The sequence below is a fragment of the Microbacterium indicum DSM 19969 genome (assembly GCF_000422385.1).
GTDB lineage: Bacteria > Actinomycetota > Actinomycetes > Actinomycetales > Microbacteriaceae > Microbacterium > Microbacterium indicum.
Window position 1 is genome coordinate 1 of sequence record NZ_AULR01000014.1, and the last position, 19,873, is coordinate 19,873.

18 protein-coding genes are annotated in these 19,873 nt (G+C 69.6%); 12 read left to right on the forward strand and 6 right to left on the reverse strand.

The genetic code is table 11. The features are described 5' to 3' along the window. The coding region (locus H576_RS15255) for a helix-turn-helix domain-containing protein (protein WP_156888199.1) at positions 1-264 on the reverse strand (264 nt) is incomplete at its 3' end. Positions 265-445: 181 nt separating this feature from the next. Here H576_RS15255 and dnaE point away from each other — a divergent pair. From dnaE to H576_RS0109960, 5 genes are read left to right on the forward strand one after another with little or no spacing between them, the layout of a single operon-like run. Continuing rightward, positions 446-3,955, forward strand: coding sequence for a DNA polymerase III subunit alpha (dnaE, locus tag H576_RS0109940; RefSeq protein WP_029150817.1), 3,510 nt, complete (start codon positions 446-448; stop codon positions 3,953-3,955). A gap of 58 nt (positions 3,956-4,013) precedes the next feature. Beyond that, positions 4,014-5,201 carry a hypothetical protein gene (locus H576_RS17160; RefSeq protein WP_051172579.1) on the forward strand — a complete coding sequence of 396 codons (1,188 nt, stop codon included), beginning with the start codon at positions 4,014-4,016 and terminating at the stop codon, positions 5,199-5,201. After that, the gene (gene hisD / locus H576_RS0109950; RefSeq protein WP_029150818.1) at positions 5,198-6,505 is read left to right on the forward strand and encodes a histidinol dehydrogenase; all 1,308 of its coding nucleotides are present in this window, start codon (positions 5,198-5,200) and stop codon (positions 6,503-6,505) included. The genes H576_RS17160 and hisD overlap by 4 nt, the downstream gene beginning before the upstream one ends. 30 nt (positions 6,506-6,535) lie before the next feature. Beyond that, the gene (gene nrdR, locus H576_RS0109955) at positions 6,536-6,997 is read left to right on the forward strand and encodes a transcriptional regulator NrdR (RefSeq protein ID WP_029150819.1); all 462 of its coding nucleotides are present in this window, start codon (positions 6,536-6,538) and stop codon (positions 6,995-6,997) included. 6 nt (positions 6,998-7,003) lie between these two features. Next, positions 7,004-8,020: a quinone-dependent dihydroorotate dehydrogenase gene (locus tag H576_RS0109960; protein WP_029150820.1), complete on the forward strand. Its 1,017-nt coding sequence runs from the start codon at positions 7,004-7,006 to the stop codon at positions 8,018-8,020. A gap of 48 nt (positions 8,021-8,068) precedes the next feature. On the opposite strand, the gene H576_RS0109965 is transcribed toward H576_RS0109960, so the two are convergent. Then, complete coding sequence (locus H576_RS0109965; RefSeq protein WP_029150821.1) at positions 8,069-8,629, reverse strand: DUF3043 domain-containing protein; 561 nt, start codon at positions 8,627-8,629, stop codon at positions 8,069-8,071. Between the two features lie 50 nt (positions 8,630-8,679). Between H576_RS0109965 and H576_RS0109970 the strand changes: the two genes are divergently transcribed. The 7 genes from H576_RS0109970 (at position 8,680) to H576_RS15270 (ending at position 15,525) form a co-directional block, all read left to right on the forward strand. Next, complete coding sequence (locus tag H576_RS0109970) at positions 8,680-10,101, forward strand: dipeptidase (protein WP_029150822.1); 1,422 nt, start codon at positions 8,680-8,682, stop codon at positions 10,099-10,101. A gap of 79 nt (positions 10,102-10,180) precedes the next feature. After that, a complete protein-coding gene (gene erpA, locus H576_RS0109975) occupies positions 10,181-10,546 on the forward strand; it encodes an iron-sulfur cluster insertion protein ErpA (RefSeq protein ID WP_029150823.1) in 366 nt (121 codons plus the stop codon). A gap of 162 nt (positions 10,547-10,708) precedes the next feature. Further along, positions 10,709-11,626, forward strand: coding sequence for an aa3-type cytochrome oxidase subunit II (gene ctaC / locus H576_RS0109980; protein ID WP_029150824.1), 918 nt, complete (start codon positions 10,709-10,711; stop codon positions 11,624-11,626). A 2-nt stretch (positions 11,627-11,628) separates the two neighbouring features. Continuing rightward, positions 11,629-13,350, forward strand: coding sequence for an aa3-type cytochrome oxidase subunit I (gene ctaD / locus H576_RS15265; RefSeq protein ID WP_051172581.1), 1,722 nt, complete (start codon positions 11,629-11,631; stop codon positions 13,348-13,350). Further along, entirely contained in the window at positions 13,351-13,791 is a 441-nt protein-coding gene (ctaF, locus tag H576_RS0109990) for an aa3-type cytochrome oxidase subunit IV (RefSeq protein WP_029150825.1), read from the forward strand. It abuts the gene before it with no gap. Between the two features lie 119 nt (positions 13,792-13,910). Further along, positions 13,911-14,585, forward strand: a complete 675-nt coding sequence (locus H576_RS0109995; RefSeq protein WP_029150826.1) for an SDR family NAD(P)-dependent oxidoreductase — start codon at positions 13,911-13,913, stop codon at positions 14,583-14,585. Positions 14,586-14,631: 46 nt separating this feature from the next. Then, on the forward strand, positions 14,632-15,525 hold the full coding sequence (locus H576_RS15270; RefSeq protein ID WP_051172582.1) for a LysR family transcriptional regulator: 894 nt from the start codon (positions 14,632-14,634) through the stop codon (positions 15,523-15,525). A 69-nt stretch (positions 15,526-15,594) separates the two neighbouring features. Here H576_RS15270 and qcrB read toward each other — a convergent pair whose 3' ends face one another. Genes qcrB through ctaE form a run of 4 tightly spaced genes read right to left on the reverse strand, consistent with a single transcriptional unit; the run spans position 15,595 to position 19,854 of the window. Continuing rightward, positions 15,595-17,319: a cytochrome bc1 complex cytochrome b subunit gene (gene qcrB / locus H576_RS15275; protein ID WP_084502672.1), complete on the reverse strand. Its 1,725-nt coding sequence runs from the start codon at positions 17,317-17,319 to the stop codon at positions 15,595-15,597. After that, complete coding sequence (qcrA, locus tag H576_RS0110010) at positions 17,316-18,389, reverse strand: cytochrome bc1 complex Rieske iron-sulfur subunit (RefSeq protein WP_029150827.1); 1,074 nt, start codon at positions 18,387-18,389, stop codon at positions 17,316-17,318. Before qcrA ends, qcrB begins: the two co-directional genes overlap by 4 nt. Positions 18,390-18,424: 35 nt before the next feature. Beyond that, positions 18,425-19,243 carry a cytochrome bc1 complex diheme cytochrome c subunit gene (gene qcrC, locus H576_RS0110015; protein ID WP_029150828.1) on the reverse strand — a complete coding sequence of 273 codons (819 nt, stop codon included), beginning with the start codon at positions 19,241-19,243 and terminating at the stop codon, positions 18,425-18,427. Positions 19,244-19,263: 20 nt separating this feature from the next. Next, a complete protein-coding gene (gene ctaE, locus H576_RS0110020; protein WP_281167313.1) occupies positions 19,264-19,854 on the reverse strand; it encodes an aa3-type cytochrome oxidase subunit III in 591 nt (196 codons plus the stop codon). Positions 19,855-19,873: the final 19 nt, after the last annotated feature.

Below are 19,873 nucleotides of genomic sequence, written 5' to 3' on the forward strand. Positions count from 1 at the left end.
CTGCTCCAACGCGGTCCGCACGCCGATGGCCTGCTGTTTGATCTCGTCGCCCAGCTTCGACGGGCTCGACTTCGGGCGACGCGACTTCGGCTCGAGCGCCGCCGCCGGTCCTTCCTCGACGGCTCGCTTGCGGATCGCGTAGAACGTCTTGCGGGAGATGCCGTGCTCGGCGCAGAACGTTCTCACCGCCCCGCGAGGGGCATCATCGGGCCACTGCGTGATGGCGAGACGGACACGGGGATCAACGGGCTCAGACGGGGTCACACACCAATCCGACCGGCCGAAGTGTCACCACCAAGACCCTGAGAAGCGTCACCGATGTCCTGATGCAGAACTGTCACCGAAGTCCTGCGAGATGACATCGGCTTTCCTGCATCGTGGGTGGATACGGGCCTATTCAACTCCTGTGAGCGACCCTCGGGATCCGCGAAATTAGGATGGGGGGATGGCCGACTCCTTCGTGCACCTGCATGTCCACAGCGAGTACTCGATGCTCGACGGGGCCGCGAAGCTCGCCGACATGACGAAGGCCGCCGCCGAGATGGGCATGCCCGCCATCGCGGTCACCGACCACGGCAACAACTTCGCGTCGTACGAGTTCTACAAGGCGGCGAAGGCCAACGGCGTCAAGCCGATCATCGGCCTCGAGGCCTACGTGACCCCGGGGACGCACCGCTCCGACAAGACGCGCGTCGCCTGGGGCTCGCCCGAGCAGAAGCGCGACGACGTGTCGGGCGGCGGCGCCTACACGCACATGACGATGTGGGCCGAGAACACCGAGGGCATGCACAACCTCTTCCGGCTCTCGTCGCTCGCGTCGATCGAGGGGCAGTACTTCAAGGCCCGCATGGACCGCGAGCTGCTGCAGACCTACGGCAAGGGGATCATCGCGACGACGGGCTGCCCCTCGGGCGAGGTGCAGACCCGCCTGCGCCTCGGGCAGTACGAGGCGGCGCGCGACGCGGCGGCCGAGTTCCGCGACATCTTCGGCCGCGACAACTACTTCGTCGAGATCATGGACCACGGCCTCGACATCGAGCGCCGCGTCATGCCCGACCTCATGCGGCTCGCGAAGGATCTGAACCTCCCGCTCGTCGCGACGAACGACTCGCACTACACGCACCAGCACGACGCAGACGCGCACGAGGCCCTGCTCTCGGTGCAGTCGGGATCGACGCTCGACGACCCGAACCGCTTCCACTTCGACGGCGACGGCTACTACATCAAGACGGCCGCCGAGATGCGGCACATGTTCCGCGAGTACGAGACGGCGTGCGACAACACGCTCCTCATCGCCGAGCGCTGCGAGGTCGAGTTCGACACCGCCGCGAACTACATGCCGGTGTTCCCCGTGCCCGAGGGCGAGACGGAGGAGACCTGGTTCCGCAAGGAGGTCGAGGCGGGCCTCCGCTACCGCTTCCCGGACGGGATCTCCGACGAGGTGCGCGAGCGCGCCGAGTACGAGATGGGGATCATCACGCAGATGAAGTTCCCCGGCTACTTCCTCGTCGTCGCCGACTTCATCAACTGGTCGAAGGACAACGGGATCCGCGTCGGCCCGGGCCGCGGATCGGGCGCGGGCTCGATGGTCGCGTACGCGATGCGCATCACCGACCTCGACCCGATCCAGCACGGCCTGATCTTCGAGCGCTTCCTCAACCCCGACCGCGTCTCGATGCCCGACTTCGACGTCGACTTCGACGACCGGCGCCGCGGCGAGACGATCGACTACGTCACCGAGAAGTACGGCGACGCGCGCGTGGCGCAGATCGTCACCTACGGCACGATCAAGTCGAAGCAGGCGCTCAAGGACGCGGGGCGCGTGCTCGGCTTCCCGTTCAGCATGGGTGAGAAGCTCACGAAGGCGATGCCGCCCGCCGTGATGGGCAAGGACATGCCGCTCGCCGGCATGTTCGACCCGCAGCACCCGCGCTACAAGGAGGCGAGCGAGTTCCGGGCCGTCATCGAGACCGACCCCGAGGCGCGCACCGTCTTCGACCGCGCCGTCGGCCTCGAGGGCCTCAAGCGCCAGTGGGGCGTGCACGCGGCGGGCGTGATCATGTCGAGCGATCCGATCATCGACGTGATCCCGATCATGAAGCGCGAGCAGGACGGCCAGATCGTCACGCAGTTCGACTATCCGGCCGCCGAGTCGCTCGGCCTCATCAAGATGGACTTCCTGGGGCTCCGCAACCTCACGATCATCTCGGACGCGCTCGACAACATCCGCACGAACAAGGGCGTCGACCTCGACCTCGAGCACCTCGGCCTCGACGACCGCGGCGCCTACGAGCTGCTCTCGCGCGGCGACACCCTCGGCGTCTTCCAGCTCGACGGCGGCGGCATGCGCGGCCTCCTGCGGCTCATGAAGCCCGACAACTTCGAGGACATCTCGGCCCTCATCGCGCTGTACCGGCCCGGCCCCATGGGCGCGAACTCGCACACGAACTACGCGCTGCGCAAGAACGGCGAGCAGGAGATCACCCCGATCCACCCCGAGCTCGCCGAGCCGCTCGCCGACATCCTCGACATGACGTACGGCCTCATCATCTACCAGGAGCAGGTGATGGCGATCGCGCAGCGGGTCGCGGGATTCAGCCTCGGCCAGGCCGACATCCTCCGCCGCGCCATGGGCAAGAAGAAGAAGTCCGAGCTCGACAAGCAGTACGCGGGCTTCGAGGGCGGCATGAAGGAGCGCGGCTACTCCGACGCCGCGATCAAGGCGCTGTGGGACATCCTCCTGCCGTTCTCGGACTACGCGTTCAACAAGGCGCACTCGGCGGCGTACGGCGTCGTGTCGTACTGGACGGCGTACCTCAAGGCGCACTACCCGGCCGAGTACATGGCGGCCCTCCTCACCTCGGTCGGCGACTCGCGCGACAAGCTCGCGATGTACCTGAACGAGTGCCGGCGCATGGGGATCCAGGTGCTCCCGCCCGATGTCAGCGAGTCGATCGAGTACTTCGCGGCCGTCGGGGAGGACATCCGCTTCGGCCTCGGCGCGATCCGCAACGTCGGACACAACGTCGTCGAGGGCATCGTCGGCGCGCGCGAGGAGGGGCCGTATGCGTCGTTCCACGAGTTCCTCGATCGGGTCCCGCCCCACGTCGCGAACAAGCGCACCGTCGAGTCGCTGATCAAGGCGGGCGCGTTCGACACGATGGGATCCTCGCGCCGCGCCCTCGTCGAGGTGCACGAGCAGGCGGTCGAGGCCGCCGTCGACATCAAGCGCAACGAGGCGCAGGGCGCGATCGGGTTCGACTTCGACAGCCTCTGGGACGAACCGCACGCGGTGCAGAAGGTGCCCGAGCGCCCCGAGTGGACGAAGAAGGACAAGCTCGCGTTCGAGCGCGACATGCTGGGCCTCTACGTCTCGGACCACCCGCTCGCGGGGCTCGAGGTGCCGCTCGCGAAGCACCGCTCGATCACGATCGCGAACCTCCTCGCATCCGAGGAGCTGTCGGACGGCGACCAGGTCACGATCTCGGGCCTCGTCACGACGGCGCAGCACCGCGTCGCGAAGTCGAGCGGAAACCCCTATGGCATCGTGACGCTCGAGGACTTCGAGGCGTCGGTCGACGTCATGTTCATGGGCAAGACCTACACGGAGTTCCAGCCGATCCTCGCGCAGGACGCGATCCTCGTGATCCGCGGGCGCGTGTCGCGGCGCGACGACGGCATCAACATCCACGCCCAGTCGGCCTTCGCCCCCGACATCGCGTCGGCGGACGAGTCGGGCCCGATCACGCTGCTGCTCCCCGAACAGCGGGCGACCGAGCGCGTCGTGACCGACCTCGCCGAGGTCCTGCACCGGCATGCAGGAGACACCGAGGTGCGTCTCAAGATGCACCGAGGCCGCGCCGCGAAGGTGTTCGAGGTGCCGCTGCCCGTGCGGGTGTCGGCCGAGCTGTTCGGCGACCTCAAGGCTCTGCTCGGCCCCCAGTGCCTCGGGTGAGACGCCGTACGATTGACGGGCGCGGATCCGCGCCGACGACCAGCAGAAGAAGGCAGCAGTGAGCGATCTCAACGCGCCCTACCCGCCCGCGGGCGGACCCGCCGCGCCCGAGCCGACCCCGAGCGGCGTGCCGTCGGCGCGCTTCATCGATCAGGCGATGAACGAGGAGCCGCCGGCCGTCGAGCGCGGCGCGCCGCAGTCGGGCATCGGCCCGTTCACGGTGCGCGAGTGGATCCTCATCGCGCTCGGCGCGATCCTGCTCGTCGTCTCGTTCTTCCCGCTCGTCGGCTCGGTCGGCGTCGGGGGCATCACCGTCACCGCCGCGTACGTGCCGATCTGGTCGTTCGGGATCTCGTGGCTCGCCGCCGTCGGGTTCCCCGTCGTCGCCGTGATCCTCCTGATCCTCCGCCGCTTCGCGACGCGCTTCCGCAGCGTCGGCGCCCTCGGCATCGACCAGTTCGCGTCGGTCGGCTTCGCCGTCGCGGCCTTCGTCTGGCTCGACCTCGGGATCCTCATCCAGGGCCTCGGCTTCACGACGACCCCGACGGCCTGGATCGGCTTCCTCGTCGCGCTCGGCGGCGTGTTCTTCACGATCGTCGCGCGCTTCGTTCCGCCGTTCTCGCAGGACTTCGCGCACCGCGAGGAGACGACGGCGCACCCGGTCGCCCGCCCCGTCCGCCCGATCGCGGTCCGGCCCCGCCCGCAGCAGCCCGTCCCCGCCGCGTGGGCGCCGCAGCAGACGGGCCAGCCGCTGCCGACCGGGTACGCGCAGCCGCAGTACGCCCCGCCGCAGGCGGCCCCCGCGCCGCAGGCGGAGGCCGCGCCCGCGACGACCGCGATGCGGGCCGTCGCGCCGGTCGAGATCGCCCCGGCCGCCGCGGACGCCCCCGCCGCCGAGACGCCGGCCGAGCAGACCCCCGTCGACGCCGAGATCCCCGCGGTCGCCGAGACCGCGGCGCCCGAGCCCGAGGACCGGATCGTCGCGCCGTTCGACGAGCCCGCTGTCGAGAGCGCCCCCGCGGCGCAGCCCGAGCCCGCCGCGCAGGCCCCCGCCGCGCCGCAGCCGTTCTGGGCCCTCGTCCCCGAGGAGCGCGACGTGCACGACGTGCGCGGTCTCCCGAGCTTCCGGATCGGCCCGACCGCCTGGGCGCTCGTCCTCGAGGACCACACCGACTACTTCGTCGTCCGCGCCGACGACGGCCGCATCGGCTACCTGCACGACGTGACCGGGGTGACGCGCGGCTGATGCGCACGATCGATCTCCGGGGCCGCACGCTGAGCCCCGCCGAGCTGCTCGCCGCCGTCCCGCGCGCCAGCGAGGCGCTCGCGGCGGCGCACGAGGCTGCCGCCCTCATCGTCGACGCCGTCCGCACCCGCGGCGAGGACGCCCTGCGCGAGCAGGCCGAGCGCTTCGACCGCGTCTCCGGCCACGACATCCGCGTGCCGCAGGCGCACATCGACGAGGCCGTCGCGGGCCTCGACCCCGCCGTGCGCGAGGCGCTCGAGACGGCGATCGCCCGCGTGCGCGAGGCGTCGGCGGCCCAGGTCCCCGCGCCGCGCGTCACCGAGCTGGCCGCGGGCGCCCGCGTCTCGCAGCGCTGGCAGCCCGTCGGCCGCGCCGGCGTCTACGTGCCGGGCGGCAAGGCGGTCTACCCGTCGAGCGTCGTCATGAACATCGTCCCCGCGCAGGTCGCGGGCGTCGGCAGCATCGCGCTCGCGTCGCCTCCCCAGGCCGCCTTCGACGGGCGGGTGCACCCGACGATCCTCGCCGTCGCGGGCCTCCTCGGCGTCGCCGAGGTCTACGCGATCGGGGGAGCGGGCGCCGTCGCGGCCTTCGCCCACGGCGTTCCGACGCTCGGGCTCGACCCCGTCGACGTCGTGTCGGGCCCCGGCAACAACTTCGTCGCCGCCGCCAAGCGCCTCGTCGCGGGGATCGTCGGAACCGACGCCGAGGCCGGCGCGACCGAGATCCTCATCTCGGCCGACGAATCGGCCGACGCGCGCCTCGTCGCCTACGACCTCGTGAGCCAGGCCGAGCACGACGAGCAGGCCTCGTCGCTGCTCGTGACGACGTCGCCCGGCCTCGCCGCGCGCGTCGCCGAGGCCATCGAGCCCATCGCGGCGGCGACCCGGCACGCCGGGCGCGTCGCGACGGCCCTCTCGGGTCCGCAGTCCGCGATCGTCCTCGTCGACGACGCGGCCGCGGCCGAGGCGTTCAGCAACGCCTACGGCCCCGAGCACCTCGAGCTGCACCTCACCGACGCCGACGCCGCGGCCGCGCGCTACACGAACGCCGGAGCGGTGTTCGTCGGGGCGTATTCGCCCGTGAGCCTCGGCGACTACATCGCGGGCAGCAACCACGTGCTCCCCACCGGAGGCCAGTCGCGGTACGCGTCGGGCCTCGGCGCCTACACCTTCCTGCGCCCGCAGCAGGTCATCGCGTACGACCGGGCCGCGCTCGCCGAGGTCGAGGGGCGGATCGTCACGCTCGCCGACGCCGAGCAGCTCCCGGCGCACGGCGAGGCCGTCGCCGCGCGGTTCTCGGAGTGACCCGGGCCGCCCGGGTACGCTGAGAGCGCCATGCACTGCCCGTTCTGCCGCCACCCCGATTCCCGCGTCATCGACTCGCGCACGTCCGACGACGGCCTGTCGATCCGGCGTCGCCGCCAGTGCCCCGAGTGCGGGGGGCGCTTCTCGACGGTCGAGACGTCGAGCCTCACCGTCGTCAAGCGATCCGGCGCCGTCGAGTCCTTCTCCCGAGACAAGGTCGTGACGGGGGTCCGCAAGGCGTGCCAAGGCCGCCCCGTGACCGACGACGACCTCGCCCTCCTGGCGCAGAAGGTCGAAGACGCGCTGCGGCGCACGGGCCTCAGCACGCTCGAGACGGGCGACATCGGCCTCGCGATCCTCGGCCCGCTGCGCGAGCTCGACGAGATCGCCTACCTCCGCTTCGCGAGCGTCTACCAGGCGTTCGACTCGCTCGAGGACTTCGAGGCCGCGATCGCCGATCTGCGCGCCGACCACCACCCCGCAGAAGGCTGATCCATGCTGTACGACCTCCTGTTCCGCTACGGGCTCCGTCACCTGGATCCCGAGCTCGCGCACCTCGCGGGCATGACCGCCATCCGGGTCATGGGATCTCCGCTCGTCGCGCCCGTCGTCCGGCGGCTCACGAAGCCCGACCCGTCGCTCGAGGTGCAGGCGCTCGGCCGCACCTTCCCGACGCCGTTCGGCATCGCCGCCGGGTTCGACAAGCACGTCGTGGGCGTGCGCGGCCTCGACGCGTTGGGCTTCGGCCACGTCGAGATCGGCACCGTGACGGCGATCCCGCAGCCGGGCAACCCCAAGCCGCGCCTGTTCCGGTTCGTCGGCGACCGGGCCCTCGTCAACCGCATGGGCTTCAACAACCACGGCGCCGCCGCAGCCGCGCGCAAGCTCGGCCGGCTGCGCCGCCGCGGCGCGGTCGTCGGGGCGAACATCGGCAAGAGCCGCGTCGTCGACGTCGAGAACGCGACGGCCGACTACGTGCGCAGCGCCGGCATGCTCGCCCCGCTCGCCGACTATCTCGCGGTCAACGTGTCGTCGCCCAACACCCCGGGCCTCCGCGGGCTGCAGGCCGTCGAGACGCTGCGGCCGCTGCTCGAGGCGGTCCGGGCGGCCGCGGGCGAGACGCCGATGCTCGTGAAGATCGCCCCCGACCTGCCCGACGACGAGATCGGCGCCGTCGCGCTCCTCGCCGTCGACCTGGGCCTCGCCGGCATCATCGTGGCGAACACGACGATCTCGCGCGAGGGGCTCGCGACCGACCCCGCGGCCGTCGCGGCGGCGGGGGAGGGCGGCCTCTCGGGCCCGCCCCTCGCGGCCCGCTCGCGCGAGGCGCTGCGTCTCGTGCGCGAGGCGGTCCCGGATCCCGGCTTCTGCGTGATCTCAGTCGGCGGCGTCGAGACGGCGGCCGACGTGCGCGAGCGCCTCGACGCCGGCGCGACCCTCGTGCAGGGGTACACGGGCTTCATCTACCGCGGACCGCTCTGGGCGCGCGAGATCAACCGCGGCCTCGCGGCATGACGAAGGGCCCGGCTGCTCGGGAGAGCTGCCGGGCCCGTGGTCGCCGCGTCAGACCTGCGGGTAGTCGCCGCGCTTGACCTGCGGCTTCGGAAGGCGCATGAAGCGCATCTGGATCGTGCGCATCGCGGCGTACCAGCCGAGGCCCTTCTCGCGCTTGTCGAGGCCGAAGCGCTCGGCGGCCTTCTGCTTGACGCGCATCGACAGCAGGACCATGTCGCCGATCACGAAGATGATGAAGACCCACAGCACGACGAAGGCCCAGAACTGCGTCGCGGTGCCGGCGAAGGTCAGCACGATCACGAGGACCATCGCGGGCATGAGGAACTCGCCGAGGTGCCAGCCGGCGTCGACCCAGTCGCGCGCGAACTTGCGCTGCGGGCCCTTGTCGCGCGGGCCGAGGTAGCGGTCGTCGCCGTTCGCCATGCCGACGCGGGCGCGCTCCTGGCGGGTGCGCGCGTCGGCCTTGGCGGCCTTGCGCTGCTCCTTGGTCGTGGCGACGAGGGGGCGGACGCGCTTCGCCTCCTGCTCGGCGCGCGAGGGGGTCGGACGGCCCTTGCCGACGGTCGGCGTCTGCTCCGACGCGCTGTCGGCGGACGGGGACTTTGCCATGGGTGCTACCTCGGGAAGAGCGAATCGGGGATCCACCTAAGATTACCCGCATGACCTCCGTGCCAGATCGAGAGCCCCTGACCGCATCGGACGAGAGGATCCTGGAGGCCGTCGCGGGTGGGTTCCCCTCCGCCGTCGACGACCTCGGACGCCTCGTGCGCATCCCCGGGATCGCGTGGGAGTCGTTCGACCAGGAGCAGCTCGTGCGCAGCTCCGAGGCCGTCGCGGCGCTCGCCCGCGACACGGGCCTCTTCGACGCCGTCGACATCCGCCGCGCTCCGCTCGCCGGGGGAAACGGCGAGCTGGGCCAGCCCGCCGTGCTCGCGGTGCGCCGCGCGAAGGCCGGCCGGCCGACCGTCATGCTCTACGCGCACCACGACGTGCAGCCGCCCGGGGACGACGCGCTCTGGGAGACGCCGCCGTTCGAGCCGACGCTCCGCGACGGACGCATCTACGCGCGCGGCGCCGCCGACGACAAGGCGGGCGTCATGACGCACATCGCCTCGCTGCGCGCGATCGCCGAGACGATCGGATCCGACGACCTCGACCTCGGCATCGTGCTGTTCGTCGAGGGCGAGGAGGAGCACGGGTCGCGCTCGTTCGTCCCCTTCCTCCACGAGAACGCCGAGGACATGCGCGCCGACGTCATCGTCATCGCCGACTCGGGCAACTGGGACTCGGAGACCCCCGCGGTGACGGTGTCGCTGCGCGGCAACGCGACCTTCCAGCTCACGGTCCGCACGCTCGACCACGCCTCGCACTCCGGCATGTTCGGGGGAGCGGTTCCCGACGCGATGATGGCGACGATCCGCCTGCTGTCGACCCTGTGGGACGAGAACGGATCCGTCGCGGTCGAGGGGCTCGCGCACCGCGACGCCGAGACCCCCGCATACGACGAGGCGCAGCTGCGCGTCGAGACGGGGCTCCTCGAGGGCGTCTCGCCCGTGGGCGACGGCACGATCCTCAGCCGGATCTGGAACAAGCCGACGGTCACCGTCACGGGCGTCGACTTCACGCCCGTCGCCTCGGCGAGCAACACGCTCTCGCCCGAGGTGACGGTCGTGATCAGCAGCCGCGTCGCTCCGGGGCAGACGGCGGCTGAGGCCTACGCCGCGCTCGAGGCGCACCTCCGGGCGAACGCGCCCTTCGGCGCCGAGCTCGAGTTCGGCCACGTCGACCTCGGCGACGGCTTCCTCGTCGACACCTCGGGGTGGGCCGTCGCGGAGGAGCGCCGCGCGCTCGCCGACGGCTACGGCAAGGAACCGATCGACTACGGCGTGGGCGGATCGATCCCGTTCATCTCGGATCTCGTCGAGAAGTTCCCCGGCGCCCAGATCCTCGTGACGGGCGTCGAGGATCCGCACTCGCGGGCGCACAGCCCCAACGAGTCGCTGCACGTCGAGACGTTCCGCAACGCGATCCGCTCGGAGACCCTTCTCCTCGCGCGCCTCGACGCCCGCGATTCGGCGTGATCGCGCCGCGCCCGGAGGATCCGCGGATAAGATGCAGGGAACCCCGCCGCGTGCGGATCCCTTCGGAGAGGAGACGGTCATGACCGACACCACTGTGCTTGCCGAGACGCCCCAGAGCGCCCACGGCGTGAGCCTCACCGACGCCGCCGCGGCGAAGGTGAAGAGCCTGCTCGAGCAGGAGGGCCGCGACGACCTGCGCCTGCGCGTCGCCGTGCAGCCCGGCGGCTGCTCGGGCCTGATCTACCAGCTCTACTTCGACGAGCGCTACCTCGAGGGCGACGAGACGGTCGACTTCGACGGCGTCGAGGTCATCGTCGACAACATGTCGGTCCCGTACCTCGACGGCGCGGCGATCGACTTCAAGGACACGATCTCGGAGCAGGGCTTCACGATCGACAACCCCAACGCATCGGGCAGCTGCGCCTGCGGCGACAGCTTCCACTGATCAGCGCCCCGAACGCCCCCTCCGCCACGCGCCGGAGGGGGCGTTTCGCGTACGCGGGTTTTCGCCCCGTCAGGGGCCGGAACCGCTGAGAGCATGGCATGAGAGGCGTGAGACCTTGCCCTAGGATGAGGAAAGCCACATTCATGTTCGAAAGGTGAATTCGTGCCCTCGAAACGCCGAATCCGCTGGGCCGTCGTGCCCGTCGCCATCGCGACGGCCGCGCTGCTCGCGGGGTGCACTCCCACGGAACTCCACGGGTATCTGCCCGGATGGGATGAGTCGGGGGTCCCGACCACCAACCAGACCGAGGGGCTCTCGTCCCTCTGGGTCGGGTCCTGGATCGTGGCGCTCGTCGTCGGAATCATCACCTGGGGCCTCATGCTCTGGGCGATGGTCGTGTACCGCCGCCGCAAGGGCCAGTCGGGCCTGCCGGTCCAGCTGCGCTACAACATGCCGATCGAGATCTTCTTCACCACGGTGCCGCTGATCCTCGTGCTCGGCCTCTTCGCCTTCACGGCGCGAGAGCAGGCCACCGTCGAGAAGCCCTGGGCCGATGGCGAGGCCGATGTCGAGATCAGCGCGATCGCCAAGCAGTGGTCCTGGGACTTCCAGTACGACGGCGAGCAGGACGACAACAGCGACGCCGTCTGGACGATGGGCGTCCAGGCGCAGCCCGACGCCGACGGCAACATCGACCGCTCGCAGCTGCCGACGCTCGTCCTCCCCGTCGACAAGAAGGTCACGATCGACCTGACGTCGCGCGACGTGATCCACTCGTTCTGGATCATCGACTTCCTGTACAAGAAGGACATGTACATCGGCCACGACAACTCGTGGTCGTTCATCCCGACCCGTGAGGGCACCTACGAGGGCAAGTGCGCCGAGCTCTGCGGCGAGTACCACTCGATGATGCTCTTCAACGTCGAGGTCGTCAGCGAGGCCGAGTACGAGCAGTACCTCGCGGGCCTCGAGGAGGCCGGCCAGACGGGCGACATCAACAAGGCCTACGACCGCCTGCAGAACCAGCCCGGAACCGACGCCGTGGCCGAGGGCGCCGGAGCCGACGAGGAAGGACACTGAGCATGAGCGAGGCAGCCTCGCAGCCGCTCCCGCCGCGTCAGGCGGCGTTGCTCACCGGATCACGAACCGGTGAGAAGGGCAACGTGATCGTCAAGTGGATCACGTCGACCGACCACAAGACCATCGGGTACATGTACCTGATCGCGTCGCTCATCTTCTTCTGCCTCGGCGGCGTCATGGCGCTCGTCATCCGCGCGGAGCTCTTCGCCCCCGGCATGCAGATCGTGGCGACGAAGGAGCAGTACAACCAGCTGTTCACGATGCACGGCACCGTGATGCTCCTGATGTTCGCGACGCCGCTCTTCGCGGGCTTCGCGAACATCATCCTGCCGCTGCAGATCGGCGCGCCCGACGTGGCGTTCCCGCGCCTCAACGCCTTCGCGTTCTGGCTTTTCGTCTTCGGCTCGCTCATCGCCGTCGCAGGCTTCCTCACCCCGCAGGGCGCCGCCTCGTTCGGCTGGTTCGCGTATCAGCCGCTCGCGAACTCCTCGTTCTCACCAGGAGTCGGCGGCAATCTCTGGATGACAGGCCTCGGCATCTCGGGCTTCGGCACGATCTTCGGTGCGGTCAACTTCATCACGACCGTCATCACGATGCGCGCGCCCGGCATGACGATGTGGCGCATGTCGATCTTCTCGTGGAACACGCTCATCACGAGCCTCCTGATCCTCATCGCGTTCCCCGTCCTCGCGGCGGCGATGTTCGCGGCGGCGAGCGACCGCATCCTCGGTTCGCACATCTACGACCCGGCCAACGGCGGCGTCCTGCTCTGGCAGCACCTGTTCTGGTTCTTCGGCCACCCCGAGGTGTACATCATCGCGCTGCCGTTCTTCGGCATCGTCTCCGAGATCTTCCCGGTCTTCAGCCGCAAGCCGATCTTCGGCTACCGCACCCTCGTGTACGCGACCATCGCGATCGCGGCGCTCTCCGTTTCGGTGTGGGCGCACCACATGTACGTGACGGGCTCGGTGCTCCTGCCGTTCTTCTCGTTCATGACGATGCTCATCGCGGTCCCGACCGGCGTGAAGATCTTCAACTGGATCGGCACGATGTGGCGCGGTTCGCTGACGTTCGAGACGCCGATGCTGTTCTCGCTCGGCTTCCTCGTGTCGTTCGTGTTCGGCGGCCTGACGGGAGTCATCCTCTCGTCGCCCCCGCTCGACTTCCACCTGAGCGACTCGTACTTCGTCGTCGCGCACTTCCACTACGTGGTGTTCGGCACCGTCGTCTTCGCGATGTTCGCGGGCTTCTACTTCTGGTGGCCCAAGTGGACCGGCAAGATGCTGAACGAGCGCCTCGGCTACGTCCACTTCTGGCTGCTGTTCATCGGCTTCCACATGACCTTCCTCATCCAGCACTGGCTGGGCGTCGAGGGCATGGCCCGCCGCTACGCCGACTACGCGCCGAGCGACGGCTACACGTGGGGCAACGAGCTCTCGACGATCGGATCGATCATCATCGCCGCGTCGATGATCCCGTTCTTCCTCAACGTGTGGATCACGGCGCGCAAGGGCGCCAAGGTCAACGTCAACGACCCGTGGGGCTACGGCGGATCGCTCGAGTGGGCGACCAGCAGCCCGCCCCCGCGCCACAACTTCACGTCGATTCCGCGCATCCGCTCGGAGCGCCCGGCGTTCGACATCAACCACCCGGAGTCGCTCGACGACTTCGACCCGTCGGCGGTGCCCGCCCCGGCGCTCGAAGGTGAAGGGGCGGTCAAGTAAATGAAGTCTCAGATCGGCCTCTGGTGGCTGCTGACCGGGTTCTTCTTCTTCTTCTGCTTCGCGCTGTACACGGTGTGGGGGATCCTGGATCACCCTGACGTGCCGTGGACCGCGGCGATCGAGTGGACGGGAACGATCGCGCTCCTCTTCCTCGGGTTCTTCGCCGGCCTCGTCGCGTTCTTCGTTCAGCGCATGCACAAGGCGCAGCTGGGCGTCGAACTCCCCGAGGACCGTCTCGACGCCGACATCGACGACGGCGAGACCGAGCAGGGCGAGTTCAGCCCCTGGTCGTGGTGGCCCATCGTGCTCGCCGCGGCCCCCGCGGTCGGCGTGATCTCGCTCTCGACGGCGCACTTCCTCATCCCCGTGGCGGCAGGCCTCCTGATCGTCGGCCTCGTCGGCTGGGTGTACGAGTACTACCGCGGTCGCTTCGCTCGCTGAGCGCTGCACCGCACCCTGAGGGCCCCGGAGCTTCGGATCCGGGGCCCTCTCGGCTTCCATAGCGATTCGCTATCGCCGGGCCCGTCCGGGGGCGCAGGATCCCCTCTAGCGTGGAGATCATGACGACCTTCGCGATCATCGGAGCTGGACGCAACCTCGGCGAGGCGCTGGCACGCCGTTTCGGCCGGGAGGGGCTGAGCATCGCGCTCATCTCCCGCAGCCAGGAGCGCGTCGACGCCCTCGCCGCCGACCTCGTGGCAGACGGCCTCACGGCGCGGGGCTACGCCGCCAACGTCCGCGACCCGGAGAGCCTCGTCACGGCCCTCGATCGGGCATCGCAGGAACTCGGCCCCATCGAGGTGCTCTCCTACAACCCGCTGCCGCAGAAGGAGTTCCTGCGGCCGCTCCTCGAGTCGACGGTGGGCGACATCCGTGCCGCCGTCGAGTTCTCGGTCTACGGGCCCGTCGCCGCCGTGCACCAGGTCCTCCAGGGCATGCGGTTCCTCGGGCGCGGCTCGATCCTCTTCGTCAACGGCGGGAGCGCCGTGCAGCCCGTGCAGCACTTCGCGGGAACGTCGATCGGGTTCGCGGGCGAGACGGCCTACGCCGAGATGCTGAGCCAGGCGCTCCAGGACGAGCCGATCCACGTCGGTCAGCTCATCATCCCCGGAGCGATCATCCCGGGAGACGAGCAGAAGGACCCGCAGGTGCTCGCCGACACGCTCTGGCGCATGCACGCCGAGCGCGGCGCCTTCCGCGTCTTCGCGACCGACCTGGAGGTGCAGCCGTACTGATGCGCCGGTTCGGCACGGGGAGCGCCGGCGACTAACGTCGCGTGTGATGGACGTACGCCAACTCGAATTCTTCCTCGCCGTCGCCGAAGACGGCAGCTTCACACGCGCGGCCGAGCGCTCCTTCGTCTCGCAGCCCGGGCTCTCGGCTTCGATCCGGTCGCTCGAGCGAGAGCTGCGGGTCGGGCTCTTCGAGCGCGGCCGACATGGCGCCGTGCCGACGGCTGGGGGCGCCGCGTTCCGGCCGTGGGCCGAGCGGATCCTCGGCGAGGTGCGCGAGGCGCAGGCGGCCGTGCTCGGCGCCGCGGCTCCGCATGCGGCTCTTCGCATCGGGTCCGAGCAGTGCCTCGGCGGTTCGGTCGACATCGCCGACCTCGTCTCGGCGTTCGCGGGGGAGCACCCCGCCGCCGACCTGGAGTTCGTGCAGGACGTCACCTCGCGGCTGCTGCCCCTCGTCGCCGCGGGCCGCCTGGACGTCGCGCTCGTCGCGGCGCCGGCCGGGGGAGAGGTCCCTCCGGGCCACCAAGTGATCCGCCGCGAGCCGTTCGTGCTCCTCTCGAAGGAGGACCCCGGGGTGCGGTCGATCGACGATCTCGCGGGCGCGCGCACGGTCGACTTCGGCCCCGCGTGGGAGGCACGACGGATCCTCGACGCCGCGCTTGCGCGCGCCGGCGTCGAGCGCCGCACGACGGTGGAGGTGGGCGACGTGCACATGGTCTTCGAGCTCGTGACGCGGGGCTTCGGCGTCGCCGTCGTTCCCGAGTCGATCGCGGCGAAGCAGTCGGCGGATCACCTCCTGCACTCGACGCTCGCCGGTGCGCCCGAGTGGGAGGTGCGCGTCGCGGTCTCGCCCCGCCCGGCGCCCGGGGCGGAGGCGTTCGCGCGCATGTTCGTGCCGCAGTCGCGCATCGCGGGTCTCGCGGCCGACCTCGTCGGCGCCTGACGCGACGCGGACACGGCGAGAGGGCCCCGGATCCGAAGATCCGGTGCCCTCTCGCCGTGTCCGACGCGGTCAGTGCTTGCCGTCGTCGCCCGACTCGAGCTCGTGCCCGTCGACCACGTGGCCGTGGCCGTCCTTCTCGGGGGCGTCGCCGTAGTCGGCCAGCGCATGCTTCTGGTGGTCCAGAGCGGCGCGGTACTCGGCGTTCGTGAGCGGCTGCAGGCGGTCCTCGAAGAACCAGCGCGACATCCACCCGCGGAACCGCTGGCGGTTCGTGATGCGGCCGTGCGCGTCGGGGCGCACGATGAGCGGCTCGAACGTCTCGTCGCCGACGAGCTTCCAGCGCTCGTACTCGTCCACGGGCTTGTGGACCTCCTGGTACTCGCCGCCGGGGAGGCGCACGATGCGTCCCGACTCGAAGCCGTGGAGGGCGATCTCGCGGTCCTTCTTCTGCAGCGCGATGCAGATGCGCTTCGTGATGAAGTACACGATCACGGTGCCCAGGATCAGGCCGATCTGCAGGGCGTGGATCACGCCCTCCATCGTGAGGCGGAAGTGCGTCGCGATGATGTCGGACGAGGCCGAGGCCCAGAGGATCGCGTAGAACCAGACGCCCGCCGCGCCGATCGCCGTGCGCGTCGCGGCGTTGCGCGGGCGCTGGGCGATGTGGTGCTCGCGCTTGTCGCCCGTGACCCAGCCCTCGATGAAGGGGTAGATCGCGACGGCGATGATGAAGAGCACGAGCACGATGAGCGGCGTGAGGATGCCCATCGGGATCGTGTACGGGCCGATGTTGACGTCGAGGTGCGGCGGGGCGAGGCGCAGGGCGCCGTCGGCGAAGCCGATGTACCAGTCGGGCTGCGTGCCGGCCGACACGGGGGAGGGGTCGTACGGTCCGTAGTTCCAGATCGGGTTGATCTGCACCAACGAGGCGATCAGCACCAGGGCGCCGAAGACGATGAAGAAGTAGCCGCCCATCTTCGACATGTACGTCGGGACCATCGGGTAGCCGACGACGTTGTCGTTCGTGCGGCCCGGGCCGGCGAACTGCGTGTGCTTGTTGATGATCATGAGCACGAGGTGGATCGCGACGAACGCGATCACCAGGAGCGGCAGGATCAGGATGTGCAGCGTGTAGAGGCGGCCGACGATGTCGGTGCCCGGGAACTCGCCGCCGAACAGCAGGTACGAGATCCACGCGCCGACGACGGGGATCGCCTTGAGCATGCCGTCGATGATGCGGAGGCCATTGCCCGAGAGCACGTCGTCGGGGAGCGAGTAGCCCGTGAAGCCCTCGGCCATGGCCAGGACGAACAGCAGGAAGCCGACGACCCAGTTGAGCTCGCGGGGCTTGCGGAACGCGCCCGTGAAGAACACGCGCAGCATGTGCACGCCGATGCCGGCCACGAAGGTCAGCGCCGCCCAGTGGTGCAGCTGTCGGACCAGCAGGCCGCCGCGGAGGTCGAAGCTGATGTGCAGCGTCGAGTCCATGGCCGCCGACATCTCGATGCCGCGCATCGGGTCGAACGCGCCCGTGTAGTGCGTCTCGACCATGGAGGCCTGGAAGAAGAACGTCAGGAACGTGCCCGAGATGAGCACGACGACGAACGACCAGAGCGCGATCTCGCCCAGCATGAACGACCAGTGGTCGGGGAAGATCTTGCGCCCGAGCTCCTTGACGAGGCCCGAGATGCTCGTGCGCTCGTCGAGGTAGTTCGCGGTCGCGCCGACGAACCGGCCGCCGAGCGGCGCCTTCTTCTCGTCAGAGCTCGTCTGCTCTGCGGTTGCGGTGCTCAATGCATCTCCCAGAAGCTCGGACCGACGGGCTCGGTGAAGTCGCTCTGCGCGACGAGGTAGCCCTCGTCGTCGACGGCGATCGGCAGCTGCGGCAGCGGACGCGAGGCCGGTCCGAAGACCACCTTGGCGCCGTCCGACACGTCGAACTGCGACTGGTGGCACGGGCACAGCAGGTGGTGCGTCTGCTGCTCATACAGGGCGACGGGGCAGCCGACGTGGGTGCAGACCTTGGAGTACGCGACGATGCCGTCGTACGACCAGCTCTTGCGCTCCTCGGTCTCGGTGATCTGCTCCGGGGGCATGCGGACCATGAGGACCATGGCCTTGGCCTTCTCCTCGAGGTAGCCGTCGGTGTGCGACGTCGCCGCGAGCTTCTCGGGGATCACGTGGAACGCGGAGCCGAGGGTGACGTCGCTCGCCTTGATGCGGGTTCCGTCGGGGTCGCGGGTGAGGTACGCGCCCTCCTCCCACATGGTCTGCTTGAGCAGCTCGACGGGGTGGCCCGCGAGCGGGTTCTCCTCGGAGGAGTGCGGAGCGAGACCGCGGAAGAGCGTGATGCCCGGGAGGATCGAGGCGGCGACCGCCGCGAAGAGCGAGTTGCGGATCATCTTGCGACGACCGAAGCCCGACTCCTCGTTGGCCGCCTCGAAGCTCTTGATGACCGCGGCGCGCGTGCTCTCCGAGCCGCGCGTCGAGTGGCGCATCTCGACGTGCTCCTTGTCGCTCATGAGCGACTTGGACCAGTGGATCGCGCCGATGCCGATCGAGAGCAGCGCGAGAGCGATGCCCAGACCGATGAACATGTTGTTGTGGCGGATCGAGGTCAGCTGCTGGTCCTCGATCGGGAAGAGCATGTAGGCCGCGATGGCCCAGATGCTGCCCGCGACCGACAGGTAGAACAGCGTGTAGATCGTGCGCTCGGCGCGCTTCTCAGCCGCCGGGTCCTTGTCGGTGATGCGCTCGCGGTGCGGCGGGAGGCCCGGGTTCTGCACCGGGTCGTCGATCGACACGGCGAGGCCAGCCGAAGGCCGGTAGGCCTGCAGCTCGCCCTGCGAATCGTCGTTGTGCATCGTGCTCCTTGTCACGTCGTCTTCAGCGGCCATGCTCAGTTCGACTTCGCCGTGATCCACACGGCGACCGCGATGAGGCCGCCGATGCCGAAGATCCAGATGAAGAGGCCCTCGGACACGGGGCCGAGCGAGCCGAGCGTGAAGCCGCCGGGCTGCTGCTCGTTCTGGAGGTAGAGGAGCGACGAGATGATGTCGCGCTTGTCCTGCTCGCTGAGGTTCGTGTTGTTGAACACCGGCATGTTCTGCGGGCCCGTGACCATGGCGGCGTACATGTGCAGAGCGGAGGTGTCCTGGATGTCGGGCGCGAACTTGCCCTGCGTGAGCGCGCCGCCCGCAGCCGCCACGTTGTGGCACATGGCGCAGTTGATGCGGAAGAGCTCGGCGCCGTGGGCTACGTCGCCCTCGCCGTCGAGGACCTCGGCCGAGGGGTACTCGGGGCCGGGGGCCACCGACTGCACGTAGGCCGCGAGGGAGAGGATCTGGTCCTCGGTGAACTGCACGGGCTTCTGGTCGGCCTGCGGGCCCTGCATCTGCATGGGCATGCGGCCCGTGGATACCTGGAACTCGACCGAGAGCTCGCCGACGCCCATGAGCGACGGGCCGTTGTCGGTGCCCTCGAGGTTGAGGCCGTGGCAGGTGGCGCAGTTGGCCTGGAAGAGCTTCTCGCCGTCCTCGGCGCTCGCGTGCGAGGTCGAGACCGCGGAATCGTCGTTCGTGGCCGCGACAGCGGCGGTCGCGCCGGCGTAGACGCCGCCGGTGGCGACGAGGCCGATCAGGATGAGGGCCGCTGCAGCGAGCGGGCTGCGGCGGCCTCCGGCCTTGCGCTTCTTCGTCATCTTCTTCTCTCGTGACATGGGTTTCTCGTGCTCCGATCTCACTTGAGGAAGTAGATGACGGCGAAGAGGGCGATCCACACGACGTCGACGAAGTGCCAGTAGTACGACACGACGATCGTGGTGGTCGCCTCCTTGTGGGTGAACTTCTTCACGGCGTATGCGCGACCGATGGTCATGAGCATCGCGATGAGACCGCCCGTCACGTGCATGGCGTGGAAGCCCGTCGTGAGGTAGAAGGCGGAGCCGTACGAGTTGGCCGTGATCGACAGGCCCTCGGTGACGAGCTGCGCGTACTCCCAGACCTGGCCCGACACGAAGAGCGCGCCGAGCACGAAGGAGGCCCAGAACCACGGCACCATGCCCCACGACTTCCAGCCCTGGCCCTTGACCGTGTACGGCTGCAGGCGCTCGGCCGCGAACACGCCCATCTGGGCGGTCACGGACGACAGCACCAGGATCACGGTGTTCACGAAGGCGAACGGCACGTTGAGCAGGGACGACTGGGACTCCCAGAGGCCCGGCGACGTGCTGCGGAGCGTGAAGTAGATGGCAAAAAGGCCCGCGAAGAACATGACCTCGGAGCCGAGCCACACGATGGTGCCAACGCTGACCGGATCGGGTCGTTTCACCGTTCTCGGTGCAGGGGCA

Bases quoted from the DNA above. Each gene is read 5' to 3' on its own strand.
- dnaE (WP_029150817.1), top strand. From the start codon at position 446: ATGGCCGACTCCTTCGTGCACCTGCATGTCCACAGCGAGTACTCGATG.
- nrdR (WP_029150819.1), top strand. From the start codon at position 6,536: ATGCACTGCCCGTTCTGCCGCCACCCCGATTCCCGCGTCATCGACTCG.
- H576_RS0109965 (WP_029150821.1), bottom strand. From the start codon at position 8,629: ATGGCAAAGTCCCCGTCCGCCGACAGCGCGTCGGAGCAGACGCCGACC.
- H576_RS0109970 (WP_029150822.1), top strand. From the start codon at position 8,680: ATGACCTCCGTGCCAGATCGAGAGCCCCTGACCGCATCGGACGAGAGG.
- erpA (WP_029150823.1), top strand. From the start codon at position 10,181: ATGACCGACACCACTGTGCTTGCCGAGACGCCCCAGAGCGCCCACGGC.
- ctaD (WP_051172581.1), top strand. From the start codon at position 11,629: ATGAGCGAGGCAGCCTCGCAGCCGCTCCCGCCGCGTCAGGCGGCGTTG.
- ctaF (WP_029150825.1), top strand. From the start codon at position 13,351: ATGAAGTCTCAGATCGGCCTCTGGTGGCTGCTGACCGGGTTCTTCTTC.
- H576_RS0109995 (WP_029150826.1), top strand. From the start codon at position 13,911: ATGACGACCTTCGCGATCATCGGAGCTGGACGCAACCTCGGCGAGGCG.
- H576_RS15270 (WP_051172582.1), top strand. From the start codon at position 14,632: ATGGACGTACGCCAACTCGAATTCTTCCTCGCCGTCGCCGAAGACGGC.
- qcrA (WP_029150827.1), bottom strand. From the start codon at position 18,389: ATGCACAACGACGATTCGCAGGGCGAGCTGCAGGCCTACCGGCCTTCG.
- qcrC (WP_029150828.1), bottom strand. From the start codon at position 19,243: ATGTCACGAGAGAAGAAGATGACGAAGAAGCGCAAGGCCGGAGGCCGC.